At 61.4% G+C, this 13,023-nt stretch carries 14 protein-coding genes; 5 read left to right on the top strand and 9 right to left on the bottom strand.

The genetic code is table 11. The features are described 5' to 3' along the window. Positions 1–282 precede the first annotated feature (282 nt). Together ABV589_RS13075 and ABV589_RS13070 are read right to left on the bottom strand one after the other, a co-directional pair. A complete protein-coding gene (locus ABV589_RS13075; RefSeq protein WP_367086094.1) occupies positions 283–1,479 on the bottom strand; it encodes a class I SAM-dependent rRNA methyltransferase in 1,197 nt (398 codons plus the stop codon). 207 nt (positions 1,480–1,686) lie between these two features. Then, positions 1,687–2,226, bottom strand: coding sequence for a type 1 glutamine amidotransferase domain-containing protein (locus ABV589_RS13070; protein WP_367086093.1), 540 nt, complete (start codon positions 2,224–2,226; stop codon positions 1,687–1,689). A 228-nt stretch (positions 2,227–2,454) separates the two neighbouring features. Between ABV589_RS13070 and ABV589_RS13065 the strand changes: the two genes are divergently transcribed. The 3 genes from ABV589_RS13065 to ABV589_RS13055 all read left to right on the top strand — a co-directional run bounded on the left by ABV589_RS13065 (position 2,455) and on the right by ABV589_RS13055 (position 4,485). Further along, a complete protein-coding gene (locus ABV589_RS13065; protein WP_177325698.1) occupies positions 2,455–3,267 on the top strand; it encodes an HDOD domain-containing protein in 813 nt (270 codons plus the stop codon). Between the two features lie 12 nt (positions 3,268–3,279). Beyond that, on the top strand, positions 3,280–4,092 hold the full coding sequence (gene mutM, locus ABV589_RS13060; RefSeq protein ID WP_003229159.1) for a bifunctional DNA-formamidopyrimidine glycosylase/DNA-(apurinic or apyrimidinic site) lyase: 813 nt from the start codon (positions 3,280–3,282) through the stop codon (positions 4,090–4,092). 69 nt (positions 4,093–4,161) lie between these two features. Further along, positions 4,162–4,485 carry a multidrug transporter gene (locus ABV589_RS13055; protein WP_210556420.1) on the top strand — a complete coding sequence of 108 codons (324 nt, stop codon included), beginning with the start codon at positions 4,162–4,164 and terminating at the stop codon, positions 4,483–4,485. A 151-nt stretch (positions 4,486–4,636) separates the two neighbouring features. On the opposite strand, the gene ABV589_RS13050 is transcribed toward ABV589_RS13055, so the two are convergent. The 5 genes from ABV589_RS13050 to ABV589_RS13030 form a co-directional block, all read right to left on the bottom strand. After that, on the bottom strand, positions 4,637–4,888 hold the full coding sequence (locus ABV589_RS13050) for a YfhL family 4Fe-4S dicluster ferredoxin (RefSeq protein ID WP_003195146.1): 252 nt from the start codon (positions 4,886–4,888) through the stop codon (positions 4,637–4,639). Between the two features lie 145 nt (positions 4,889–5,033). Next, a complete protein-coding gene (gene coaD, locus ABV589_RS13045; protein ID WP_003229157.1) occupies positions 5,034–5,513 on the bottom strand; it encodes a pantetheine-phosphate adenylyltransferase in 480 nt (159 codons plus the stop codon). Positions 5,514–5,628: 115 nt separating this feature from the next. After that, on the bottom strand, positions 5,629–7,224 hold the full coding sequence (locus ABV589_RS13040) for a GMC family oxidoreductase (RefSeq protein ID WP_367086092.1): 1,596 nt from the start codon (positions 7,222–7,224) through the stop codon (positions 5,629–5,631). A gap of 130 nt (positions 7,225–7,354) precedes the next feature. Next, positions 7,355–7,900 carry a twin-arginine translocation pathway signal protein gene (locus ABV589_RS13035; protein WP_367086091.1) on the bottom strand — a complete coding sequence of 182 codons (546 nt, stop codon included), beginning with the start codon at positions 7,898–7,900 and terminating at the stop codon, positions 7,355–7,357. 28 nt (positions 7,901–7,928) lie between these two features. Continuing rightward, on the bottom strand, positions 7,929–9,359 hold the full coding sequence (locus ABV589_RS13030) for a coniferyl aldehyde dehydrogenase (RefSeq protein WP_367086090.1): 1,431 nt from the start codon (positions 9,357–9,359) through the stop codon (positions 7,929–7,931). 145 nt (positions 9,360–9,504) lie between these two features. Between ABV589_RS13030 and ABV589_RS13025 the strand changes: the two genes are divergently transcribed. Together ABV589_RS13025 and ABV589_RS13020 are read left to right on the top strand one after the other, a co-directional pair. Further along, positions 9,505–10,176: a TetR/AcrR family transcriptional regulator gene (locus tag ABV589_RS13025; RefSeq protein WP_007964152.1), complete on the top strand. Its 672-nt coding sequence runs from the start codon at positions 9,505–9,507 to the stop codon at positions 10,174–10,176. Between the two features lie 31 nt (positions 10,177–10,207). Continuing rightward, on the top strand, positions 10,208–11,062 hold the full coding sequence (locus ABV589_RS13020) for a sulfurtransferase (RefSeq protein ID WP_367086089.1): 855 nt from the start codon (positions 10,208–10,210) through the stop codon (positions 11,060–11,062). 101 nt (positions 11,063–11,163) lie between these two features. Here the strand turns inward: ABV589_RS13020 and ABV589_RS13015 are convergent, their stop codons facing one another. Both ABV589_RS13015 and ABV589_RS13010 read right to left on the bottom strand, forming a co-directional pair. Then, entirely contained in the window at positions 11,164–12,006 is an 843-nt protein-coding gene (locus ABV589_RS13015; protein WP_367086196.1) for an AraC family transcriptional regulator, read from the bottom strand. After that, positions 12,003–13,001: a hydrolase gene (locus tag ABV589_RS13010; RefSeq protein ID WP_367086088.1), complete on the bottom strand. Its 999-nt coding sequence runs from the start codon at positions 12,999–13,001 to the stop codon at positions 12,003–12,005. Before ABV589_RS13010 ends, ABV589_RS13015 begins: the two co-directional genes overlap by 4 nt. Positions 13,002–13,023 lie beyond the last annotated feature (22 nt).

The raw sequence follows: 13,023 nt of genomic DNA, 5'->3' as shown, positions 1-13,023 counted from the left end.
CTTGTTCATTGAGAGTGAATGTCACCGTCGTGGTGACAACTTAATAATAGGTTGTAATGAATTATTGGCAAGCGATACTTGGGTAGGAAATTTCTATTAATTTTGTCGGAGTGGGCGTGTTGCAAAGGCGGGCTTGTAAGTTTTAACTCTTGAAATTTAACGCGCAGGGAAATGTCCTGCGTACAGGTAGGAAGTTTGTTGTAGGAAAAGGAAGTGAATTCGACGACATTGCATCGTCGTTAGGCCAACGGGGAGCCCGCAGGCTCCCCGTTCATGGGCCGATCAGCTGTTCGGCAGCAGGCGGCAGGTGATGCTCTTGATGTAGCGGGTCTCGGCGATGGCCGGGTGTACCGGGTGATCCGGGCCCTGACCGCCGCGCTCGAGCATCTGGATGTTGCGGTCCAGGTGACGGGCGCTGGTCAGCAGGATGTTTTGCAGATCGTCCTCCGGCAGGTGCATGGAGCACGAAGCGCTCACCAGAATGCCGTCCTTGGTCAGCAGGCGCATGGCTTGCTCGTTCAGACGACGGTAGGCACCTTCGCCATTCTTCATGTCTTTCTTGCGCTTGATGAACGCTGGCGGGTCGGCAACGATCACGTCGAAACGTTCTTCGCTGGCCTTGAGTTCCTTCAGCGCTTCGAAGACGTCGCCTTCGATGCAGGTCATCTTGTCGGCGAAGCCGTTCAGCGTGGCGTTACGCTCAACGCCGTCGAGGGCGAAGCCCGATGCGTCGACGCAGAACACTTCGCTGGCGCCGAACGCGGCAGCCTGCACGCCCCAGCCACCGATGTAGCTATAGAGGTCGAGGACGCGTTTGCCTTTGGCGTAAGGTGCGAGGCGGGCGCGGTTCATGCGGTGGTCGTAGAACCAGCCGGTTTTCTGGCCACCAATGACCGGCGCTTCGAACTTCACGCCGTTCTCTTCCAGTGCGACCCATTCCGGCACCAGGCCGAACACGGTTTCGACGTAGCGGTTGAGGCCTTCGGCATCACGTGCGGCAGAATCGTTCTTGAACAGAATGCCGCTTGGCTTGAGCACTTGGGTCAGCGCTGCAATCACGTCATCTTTATGCGCTTCCATGGTCGCCGAGGCGATCTGCACCACGAGGATGTCGCCGAAACGGTCGACTACCAAGCCTGGCAGCAGGTCGGAGTCACCGTAGACCAGGCGGTAGAACGGCTTGTCGAACAGGCGCTCGCGCAGCGACAGGGCCACGTTCAGGCGGTGCACCAGCAGCGACTTGTCCAGCGCCAGTTTGATGTCGCGTGACAGCAGACGCGCGCAGATCAGGTTGTTCGGGCTCATCGCGACTACGCCCAGCGGCTTGCCGCCAGCGGCTTCGAGGATTGCCTGATCGCCGGCCTTGAAGCCGTGCAGTGGCGTGGCGGCCACATCGATTTCGTTGCTGTAGACCCACAAGTGGCCGTTGCGCAGGCGACGGTCGGCGTTGGCTTTGAGGCGCAGGCTAGGCAGGGACATGACGTCGCTCCGGAAAAAAGAGCGGGAGTATACCGTGTTGATGCGTGTGCAGGTTCAGCGCTGGACATGTGGCGAGGGAGCTTGCTCCCGCCGGGCTGCGAAGCGGCCCCAATTCATGCAACTCGATTCATCAGGAAGAACCGGTTGGCAGGGCTTGCGACTGCTGCGCAGCCGAGCGGGAGCAAGCTCCCTCGCCACAGAGGCGGGTCAGGCCGACAGCGCGTCGATCAACTCACGGCTGAACGCTGGAATATCGTCCGGCTGGCGGCTGCTGATCAGGTGGCCGTCCTTGACCACTTCTTTATCGACCCAGTTGGCGCCGGCATTCACCAGGTCATCCTTGAGTGTCTTGAAACTGGTCATGGTCTTGCCATTGACCAGCCCGGCGGAAATCAGCAGCCAGCTGCCGTGGCAGATCACCGCGATCGGTTTACCGGCGGAGGCGCCGGTCTTGACCAGGTGCTGGGCGTCCTGATCGATGCGGATGGTGTCGGAGTTCTGCACGCCGCCCGGCAGGACGATCGCGTCGTATTGCTCGCTGCTGGCGCCTTGGAAGGTCTGATCGACCTTGAAGTCATCCGCCGGCTTGTCGTGGTTCCAACCTTTGACCTTGCCGGCCTCGGCCGAAAGGATGTCGACCTGAGCGCCGGCCTGCTCCAGTGCTTGTTTTGGCCCGGTCAGTTCGACCTGTTCGAAACCGTCTGTTACTAAAATGGCGACGCGTTTGCCAGTGAGGGAAGTAGCCATCGATAAGCTCCTGAGTCTGCGGGAAATTACCGCCGAGCCGGTGCTTGATTGTCCGGTCGGCCTTACAAAGTCCGAAGCCTGAGCGTGAATGAAAGTTCCTGACAATTGCCCACTGGTGTGTCTTCGTGCGGTTTTTAGAGGTTAGAATCGCCGCCTGTCCCAGAGTGTGTACTTATGTCCCAAGAGCTGACCACCGAACAGATTCAACAATCCCTGCAAGGCATCAGCGTGCCCGCGCAGCCGCAGATCATGGTGGATCTGCAAATGGAGCAGTACATGCCCGACCCGGATCTGGAGGTGATCGCCAAGCTGATCGCCCAGGATCCCGGCCTGTCCGGTTCTCTGCTGAAAATCGTCAACTCGCCGTATTACGGCCTGAGCAACAAGATCACTTCGATCCAGCGCGCGGTGAATCTGTTGGGCAGTCGGTCGATCATCAACCTGATCAACGCGCAGTCGATCAAGGGCGAGATGAACGACGACACCATCGTCACCCTCAACCGTTTCTGGGACACCGCCCAGGACGTGGCGATGACCTGTCTGACCCTGGCCAAGCGCATCGGCACCCAGGCTGGCGATGAAGCCTACGCCTTGGGCCTGTTCCACGACTGCGGTGTGCCATTGATGCTGCAACGCTTCCCCAATTACATGTCGGTACTGGAAAAAGCTTACGCCAACGCCAGCGCCGAATGCCGGGTGGTGGATACCGAGAACGCCGAGTTCAATACCAATCACGCCGTGGTCGGCTACTACACCGCCAAGTCGTGGCGCCTGCCGGAACACGTCAGCACGGCGATCGCCAATCACCACAATGCGCTGGCAATCTTCAGCGACGAGTCCTCGCGCAACAGCCAGATGAAGAATCTGCTGGCGATCCTGAAGATGGCCGAGCACATCTGTGCGTCTTACCGGGTATTGGGCAATCAGACCGAAGACCACGAATGGAACAGCATCGGCGCGCTGATTCTCGATTACGTGGGCCTGTCGGACTACGATTTCGAAACCCTCAAACAGACGATCCGCGACCTCGGCGCGCATTGATTCGAGAACGCCATGCCTGAATTGCCGGAAGTCGAAACCACCCGCCGGGGCATTGCTCCGCACCTGGAAGGCCAACGCGTCAGCCGGGTGATCGTGCGTGACCGCCGGCTGCGCTGGCCGATCCCCGAAGACCTCGATGTGCGCCTCTCCGGGCAGCGCATCGTGCTGGTCGAGCGGCGCGCCAAGTACCTGTTGATCAATGCCGAAGTCGGCACTTTGATCAGCCATCTGGGCATGTCGGGCAACTTGCGGCTGGTGGAAGTCGGGTTGCCGGCGCTCAAGCATGAACACGTCGATATCGAACTGGAATCCGGTCTGGCGCTGCGCTACACCGATCCACGCCGTTTCGGCGCGATGCTGTGGAGTACCGATCCGCTCAATCACGAGTTGCTGATTCGCCTCGGGCCGGAGCCATTGACCGATCTGTTCGACGGCGAACGGCTGTTCCAGTTGTCGCGCGGGCGTTCGATGGCGGTCAAGCCGTTCATCATGGACAACGCGGTGGTGGTGGGTGTCGGCAATATTTACGCGACCGAAGCGCTGTTTGCCGCCGGCATCGATCCACGCCGTGAGGCCAAAAGCATCTCCCGGGCGCGGTATCTGAAGCTGGCGATCGAGATCAAACGCATCCTGGCCGCAGCCATTGAGCGCGGCGGCACTACGTTGCGGGATTTCATCGGCGGCGACGGGCAGCCCGGCTACTTCCAGCAGGAACTGTTTGTCTATGGTCGCGGCGGTGAGCACTGCAAGGTCTGCGGCACCGGCCTGCGCGAAGTGAAGCTCGGTCAACGGGCCAGTGTGTTCTGTCCGCGTTGCCAGACCTGAGGCAAAAAGCTGAAAAAGTCCTACGGTCTATAGTGAGTTGTCTCACTGTTCAGCCCGAAGGATCGTGCCATGAAGTCCTTGCAAGTCCTGTTTGCCACACTGCTGCTGTGTTCCAGCCTGGCTGTTCAGGCCGCGGAAAACGGCAGCGGTGATCCGCGCTACGCCATCCAGAACCCTCCCGCCTACGCCATGATTGGCGATTTGCTGATTGCCCGGCCTTTATTGGTGGTGGCAACAGTACTGGGTGCGGGGGTGTTTGTGGTGTCATTGCCGTTCACCGCGCTGGGTGGCGGGGTGGGCGATGCGGGGCAGGCGTTGGTGGTGGACCCGGCGAAAGCTGCGTTTGTGCGGTGTTTGGGGTGTACGGGGGAGGGGTTTGAGCAGCGTGAGTGAGCTGATCCGAGATCAGTGGTGTTATTGATGGCCTCATCGCGGGCAAGCCCGCTCCCACAAGGATTTCGGTGTTCACACGATTTGTGTATCACCACACAACCCTGTGGGAGCGGGCTTGCCCGCGATGGCGTCGGAACAGGCGCTGAAGAACTCAGGCCTTGCCGGTGATCTTGCGGTACTTCTCCATCAACTGTTCTTCAGTCTCTGGATGCGCCTCGTCCAGTGGAATGCAATCCACCGGGCAGACCTGCTGGCACTGCGGTTCGTCGTAGTGGCCGACGCACTGGGTGCACAGGTTCGGGTCGATCACGTAGATCTCTTCGCCTTGGGAAATGGCGGCGTTCGGGCACTCGGGTTCGCAGACGTCGCAGTTGATGCAATCGTCGGTGATGATCAGGGACATGCTAACTCCAGCCGGGGCGGCAGGCCCGGGCGCTATCAATCAATGCGCGCAATTGTGCCGCATTGGCGAGCGCAGTGCACGCGGCTGCGATCAAGGGCACAGACAGCTGCGATCAAAAAACAAAGATCGCAGCCTTCGGCAGCGCCTACTTTTTGAAGCGCAGGGTCAGCGCGTCAGCCACGGCGGGGTGGACGAATTTGCTGATATCGCCGCCCAGCGCCGCAATTTCCCGCACCAGGGTCGAGGAAATGAACGAATAACGCTCGGACGGAGTAAGAAACAGACTCTCCACGTCCGGGGCCAGTTGGCGGTTCATGTTGGCCAGCTGGAATTCGTATTCGAAGTCCGACACCGCACGCAGGCCACGCAGGAACACATTGGCGTTCTGCTCTTTGGCGAAATGCGCCAGCAGCGTCGAGAAGCCGACCACTTCGACGTTGGGCAGGTGCTTGGTGACCTCGCGAGCCAGTTCAACCCGTTGTTCCAGCGGGAACAGCGGGTTTTTCTTGGGGCTGGCGGCGACCGCAATGATCACGTGATCGAACAGGCGCGAGGCGCGTTCGACCAGATCGCCATGGCCCTTGGTAATAGGGTCGAAGGTACCTGGGTACAACACTCGGTTCATCGCGTCGTCCTGGCGGGAGTCCGTTGGGGAGTCGGATGGTATCGCAGCCGTCCCGGTCGGCCAAGTCGCCTGTTGGGTAAGAAAGCACTATAGACGCCGCGATAAACCGGTTTTTTCACGGATTTCTCAGTCGATCGGCGAGGGATGTCGCCAATTGCGCTGTCAGGCCATACACCGACAATTGCGGGTTGGCGCCAATGCTGGTGGGGAACAGCGAGCCATCGTGAATCGACAGATTGCTCAGTTGATGATGCCGACCGAGGCTGTCGGTGACCGCGCTTTTCGGGTCTTCGCCCATCGCACAACCGCCCATCACGTGAGCACTGCCCAGGCGCGTGCGATACAGCTCAAGGCTCAGACCGTTGATCAGCGTGCGGGCTTCGGCCAGGGTTTTCACGTAGCGCGCATCGGCGTGCATCGGCATCACGGCTTTGGCGCCGCCGGCAAACTGGATCTCGGCCATGCTGTGAAAGGCGCGGCGCAGGCCTTCCCAGGCGTAAGGGGAGACCTGATAGTCAAGCACTGGCGAGCCATCGCCGCGCAACTCGACACTGCCGCCGGGGCTGTCCGGATGGAAACCGTCGCGCAGCAACGCGAGCATCGCGTGGGTGTGCGGCAGATCAGCCATGTGTTCGGCGTTCTGCTGGCCGAAGCCACCGAGCAGCGTCGCCGCCAGCGCGGGTTGCAGCGGCGGCACTTCGAGTTTGTAGCCCATCGGCCCGCTGGTGCCGTCCTTCCATTGGAAATGATCCGAGTAGATCGACTGCGGCGCGCCGTAGAACGGGTTGATCACTTCGTCGAAACGCCCAGCGGACATGTTCACCAGATGCAGAAAGGTACGTTTGCCGAGGCGCTGATGCGGATCCGGTGCATCCGAGCGCAGCAACAGGGCAGGACTGTTGATGCCACCACCGGCCAGCACGTAATGCCGCGCCTTGATCGTGATTTTGCGTCCGGTCGGCGCGACGCAACGTTCGTCCATCGCCACGCATTGCAGGCCGGTGATCTTGTCGCCGCTGATCAGCAGTTTTTCCGCGCGGGCCAGGTACAGCAACTCGCCGCCCTTTTCCAGGGTTGCCGGGATGGTCGTGACCATCATCGACTGCTTGGCGTTGGTCGGGCAGCCCATGCCGCAGTAACCGAGGTTCCAGCAGCCGCGCACGTTGCGCGGGATCACGTGCCAGCTGTAGCCGAGTTGTTCACAGCCTTTGCGGATTACGTCGTTGTTGGCATTGGGCGGAACCATCCACGGCGCGACGCCCAGACGCTGTTCCATTTTCTCGAACCATGGCGCCATTTCGGCAGGGCTGTGGCCTTTGACGTTGTGCTCTTTCGCCCAGTGTTCGAGGGTCGGCTCGGGTGTGCGGAAGCTCGATGTCCAGTTGATCAGCGTGGTGCCGCCCACCGCACGGCCCTGGAGGATGGTGATCGCGCCGTCCTTGCTCATGCGGCCGATGCCTTCCTGATAGAGGCTGCTGTAGGCCTGGTCTTCGAGCATCTTGAAGTCGGAGCTGGTCTTGAGCGGGCCTTCCTCGATCAGCAGCACCTTGTAGCCGGCGGCGCTGAGGATTTCTGCGGTGGTGCCGCCACCGGCACCGCTGCCGATGATGGCCACGTCGGCTTCCAGCGTCAGGTCGCCGGTCAGTTGTGCGCCGTTGTAGGTTTTCCAGCCACGGGCGAGGCCTTCGCGGAACGGGTCGGGTACGGGCATTGATCAGGTTCTCTTTATTATTCTGGGTGCGGTGGTGTGCCGGCTGGCGCCTTCGCGAGCAAGCCCGCTCCCACATTGAAATGCATTCCCTTGTGGGAGCGAGCTTGCTCGCGAAGGGCCCGACTCGGTTTCAAACAGTAGGCGGGCCGGGATAACCGCAATGGCCCCAGGACTCGGCGCGGGTGTACCAGGCCATCATCACCATCTGCTGCAATGAGCTGTGGCCCATGCGCAACAGGCTCAATGAACTGTTCTGCCAGCGCTCGAGGAAGTTGCGCATCGCCTCGGGGCTGGCGTTTTCCCAGCTGCCCCAAATGCCCGTGAGCGGCCCGCGGGTGACCGCCATGCCGAGCACATCGAACAATTGCCGGGTGAGTTTGAGCATCTCTGGCGACAGTCGATCGAGGCTGTAATCCAGCGACTTCAAGGTCCCATCCACCGCGCCGGGCATTTTTTCGCTCGCCACGGCGCCTTCGAGCATCACCGGAATCAGTGCGCGCAGAAACAGCAGGTCGCCGTCGCGCAGGGTGACGAAGCCATTGGCCGCGACACTCGATGAACAACCACTGAGGCTGGCGCCGAGGCCGGCGGTGGCGAGAAATGCTGTGGCGCCGAGGCTGAATTTCAGCAGGCCACGGCGTGACAGGGCAGGTGTTTCGGTCAGGCTTGGGTGCATTGTTGTTATTACCCGGCGGTGACGACGATTAGCGGATGAACAGCTTCTGGATCAGTTTCTGGATCGATTTGCCGTAAGGCGGGTAGATCAGCTTCGCGGCATTGAAGCGCTGTTTGATCAGCACGCCCTTGGCCTTGCTGAAAGTCAGGAAACCTTCGTGGCCGTGATAGTGGCCCATGCCCGACGGGCCGATGCCGCCGAATGGCATGTCATCCTGCGCCACGTGCAGCAGGGTGTCGTTCAGGCACACGCCACCGGAATGGGTTTCGTGCAGCACGCGGTTTTGTTCGCGCTTGTCGTAGCCAAAGTAATAAAGCGCCAGAGGTCGCGGGCGTTGATTGATGTAGGCAAACGCCTGATCGAGATCCTGATACGGCACGATCGGCAGCAACGGGCCGAAGATTTCGTCCTGCATCACGGTCATCTCGTCAGTGACGTTGAGCAGCAGGCTGTGCGGCATGCGCCGGCCCTGGCCCTGTTCGAACAGCGGGATCAGCAGCGCGCCCTTGCTCGTGGCGTCGCTGACATAACCGTTGAGCCGGGCCATTTGGCGCTCGTTGATGATCGCGGTGTAGTCCGGGTTGTCAGCGAGGGTTGGATAGAAATTGTTCACTACCTGGCGATAGGCTTCGACGAACGCACCGACGCGGTCTTGCGGCACCAGCACGTAATCGGGGGCAACGCAGGTCTGGCCGGCATTCAGGGTCTTGCCGAAGGCGATGCGTTCGGCGGCGTCCTTGAGCGGCACGTCGCGGGAAACGATGGCCGGGGACTTGCCGCCCAGTTCGAGGGTCACCGGGGTCAGGTTTTCCGCCGCCGCACGCATCACGTGTTTGCCGATGCTGGTGGCGCCGGTGAACAGCAGGTGATCAAAGCGCAGACGGGAAAACGCCACGCCGATGTCGGCCTCGCCGAGCACCACGCAGACCAGGTCTTCGGGGAAAATCCGCCCCAGCAGCGTCTTGAGCAACTGGCCGGTGGCCGGGGTCGATTCGCTGAGCTTGAGCATCACCCGGTTACCCGCCGCCAGTGCGCCGACCAGTGGACCGATGGCCAGATACAACGGGTAGTTCCACGGGACGATGATGCCGACCACCCCGAGCGGCTGGTACACGACCTTGGCCGACGCCGGCTGGAAGGCCATGCCGACTTTGCGCCGCGACGACTTCATCCAGCCCTTGAGGTGGCGGCTGGCGTAATGGATGCCGTGCAGGCTGGGCATCAGCTCGGCAAGCAGGGTTTCATCAGCGCTGCGATGACTGAAATCCGCGCTGATGGCATCGACCAGCGCCTGCCGCTCGTTGCTGAGCAACTCACGCAACGCCTTGAGCCACTGTTGGCGTTGTTCTGCCGCTGGCATGGGGTTGGCGGCATAGGCGGCGCGTTGTGCCGCGAACAGCCGATCAAGCTCTTCCAGAGGCTGTTGCAGCGTTTGCAGATAAGCAATGTCGGCAGTCATGGTCGGCTCCGGATTTATTGTAGTGATGACTTTCTAGAGTCTATGCTCTAGAAAGTCAAATGACTTCCCGACACAGCTTTGTTTTATCAAGTTCCGGTTAGGTCGTAAGATGCCCCTCACCGCACTCTGAATTAAAGCTCAAGCCATGGCCCCACGAATAAAAACCAGCGAGCGCATCGTGCAGAACAGCCTCGAACTGTTCAATCAGCAGGGCGAGCGCAGCATCAGCACCAATCACATTGCCGCGCACATGGAGATTTCTCCGGGCAACCTGTACTACCACTTCCCCAACAAGCAGGCGATCATCGCCGTGCTGTTCAGTGAGTACGAGAGCCTTGTGGACAGCTTTCTGCGCCCGCCGCAGGGGCGCGCCGCCACGGTCGAAGACAAGCGCTATTACCTCAAGGAGTTGCTGTCGGCGATGTGGGGCTACCGCTTTCTGCATCGCGATCTCGAGCACCTGCTCGACAGCGACCCGGACCTGGCCGCGCGCTACCGGCGTTTCTCCCAGCGCTGCGTGATCCAGGGCATGGCGATCTACGAGGGCTTCGTCGCCGCCGGCATCCTCAAGATGGATCGGGTGCAGATCGAATCCCTGACGATCAATGCCTGGATCATCCTCACCTCGTGGGTGCGTTTTCTGTGCACCACCCGGGAAAACTCCAACCACCTCAGCGAACAGGCCATCAAGCGTGGCGTGTATCAGGTGCTGGTGCTGGAAGCCGGATTCGTCACCGATCAGGCCCGCGAAGAGGTGAATGCCTTGTTCGACGAGTTCTACGTGCCGCTGGCCCAGGCCCTCGAGGAAGGGCGGTAAACCATTTCGAAGTCGCTCACAGGAGTCCGTTATGCCGATTGCGCAACTGCTCAGCCCGAATGCACTGGATGCCCGCAAGGAGCAGCCGGGGCTGGTGATTCTCGATTGTCGTTTTGCCCTCGAAGACCCGGACTACGGGCAGCGCAGCTATGCCGAAGGACACATCGCCGGTTCCAGCTTCGCCGACCTTGAGCGCGATCTCAGCGGCAAGGTGATCAAAGGCGTCACCGGACGTCACCCGCTGCCTGAGCCGGCGGCGATGATCGAGCGTCTGCAGGCCTGGGGCATCAATGCCGACAGCGATGTGGTTTTGTACGACGACGGCCCCGGTGCCTATGCGGCCCGCGCCTGGTGGTTGCTGGCGTGGCTGGGCAAGCGCGATGGCGTGTTCATTCTCGACGGCGGGCTCAAGGCCTGGCACGCCGCCGGTCTGCCGCTGAGCCTGGATGCACCGTCGGTCAGCCGGGGCAATTTCAGTGGTCAGCCGGACATGAAACTGCTGCTGAGCGCCGAACAATTGCACAAGCGCCTTGCTCAGCCGTCGCTGACGTTGCTCGACGCCCGGGCCTTGCCGCGCTTCAAGGGTGAGGTCGAGCCGATCGATCCGATCGGCGGGCACATTCCCGGTGCACAATGCGCAGCGTTTACCGAAAACCTTGGCAGCGACGGACGCTTCCTGCCGGCGGAGCAGCTCAAGCAGCGCTTTGCCGCGAAACTAGGTGATCGTTCGCCAACAGAACTGGTCGCCTATTGCGGCTCCGGGGTGACGGCGTGTCACAACCTGTTTGCGTTGTGCCTGGCGGGGTATCCGCTGGGTTCGCTGTATGCCGGGTCGTGGAGTGAGTGGATCAACGAGCCTTCCCGGGGCATAGCCACGGGCGAGTAATCCCGACTGTAGGAGTGAGCCTGCTCGCGTTAGCGTTGTGTCTGTCGACATCAATGTTGCCTGATCAGCCGCCATCGCGAGCAGGCTCACTCCTACAAGGGTTATTCGGTGTTTGAAGGGGGGCGTCGGGCACTGCGATACGCCGCTGGCCCAACCCCGTAAACCTGCTTGAACTGCCGGCTCAGATGACTCTGATCGGCAAAGCCCAACTGCATGGCGACTTCCACCGGCAGACAACCACCCTGCAATAAACCCCGGGCGGTGGCGATGCGTTGCTGCATCAGCCAGGTGTGCGGCGGCATGCCGGTGGCGCGGCGGAATACCCGGGCGAAGTGGAAGGGCGACAGATTCACCGCGGCCGCCAGTTCTTCCAGCGATGGCGGCGCCGCGAGTTGCGCGTGCAGCAGCTCCTTGGCCATCACCACCGCGCGGTGCTCCTTGCCCGGTTTGCCATTGATCTGCACCGCCGCATGGCGCTGCAACAGTAGCAGCATCATTTCGCGCCACATCGTCTGCTGTTGCAGGGCGGTGGCCGGGCTTTCCAGCAAACGATGCAACTGACAGAAACCGTTGACCAGATCCGGGTCGCGGTACAGCGTCGCGCCAAACGCCGGCATCGGCGCAGTGGGCAGTTCCAGTTCTTCGAGCAGGGACACGATCTGCCCGGTATCGGGATAAAACGCCCGGTACAGCCAGCCGTCCTCGGTGCCCTTGTGCCCGGTGTGCAATTCGTCCGGGTTGATCAGCACCAAGGTGCCGCTGCCGGCCAGGTGTTCGGCGCCACGATAGCGATAACGCTGGGCGCCGGCCATGATCATGCCGATCACATAACCGTCGTGGACGTGCGGGGCGAAGCGATGCTCGATATAGCGCGCCGACAGCAACTCGACCCCGGCCAGCGGCGCGGTTTGCCAGAAGCGGATCGACTCGCCCTGATCGCTCATGACGTCACACGGGCCAGCCATTGCGGGATGCGCCGTTCCAGGTAGTAACCGGGCTGGCGGAACGTGCCATCGACAAACCCGACATGCCCACCCTTGGCCTGCAACTCGAACCGGGTGCTGGCGGACAACTCCTCGGCGGTCGGCAGGCTGTGGGGAAACACGAACGGATCGTCAGCGGCCTGAATGATCAGGGTCGGCGTGCGGATTTCGCCGAGAAAGTAGCGACTCGACGCCCGGCGATAGTAATCCTCGGCATCGGTAAAGCCATGCAACGGTGCAGTGATTCGGCCATCGAAGTCCCAGAAGGTGCGCATGTTCTCCAGCGAACCGAGCGCCGCCAGAGCCGCCAGGCCATCCTCGCGCCCGTCGTGCTGGAACTGGCGTTGCTTGTTCTTGATGTAGGCGACCATCTCGCGCATGAAGTGCGCCTGATAGACCTTGGAAAACCCCTGGCCAATGCGGTCGGCACACTGATCAAGCCGAAACGGCACCGACACCGCCACTGCACCGAGCACGCCGCTGTCGCTGCCGGTCTCGCCCAGATGCTTGAGCAACACATTGCCGCCCAGGGAATAGCCCACCGCATACAGCGGCGCCAGCGGGCGCTTGGCGCGCAGGTGTCGGATGGCTTCGGCGAGGTCTTCGCTGGCGCCGGAGTGATAGCTGCGCGGCAAAAGATTGGGTTCGCCGGAGCATCCGCGCCAGTTCAGCGCGACACTGGCCCAGCCTTGCGCGGCGAGTGCCGCCTGGATCCCGGCAACGTAAGGCGAATTGGATGAACCGGTCAGCCCATGCAGCACCAGCACCAGCGGCGCCTCGGCGCTGTGCGGGCCGTGCCAGTCGAGATCGAGGAAATCCCCGTCGTCCAGCCACAGGCGTTCACGCTTGCTATCAAGGTGCACGGTTTTGCGCCACAGCGGCCCCCACAAGGTTTGCAGGTGCGGATTGCCGAGGCCGAAGGCGGGGGTGAAGCGTTCAGTTTCCAGAGGGCACACACCTTTTGTGGCGAGGGAGCTT

The organism is Pseudomonas sp. HOU2 (assembly GCF_040729435.1).
Taxonomy (GTDB): Bacteria; Pseudomonadota; Gammaproteobacteria; order Pseudomonadales; family Pseudomonadaceae; genus Aquipseudomonas.
The sequence above is the reverse complement of the archived record's forward strand: the minus strand, read 5'-3'. Positions and strand labels throughout refer to the sequence as shown.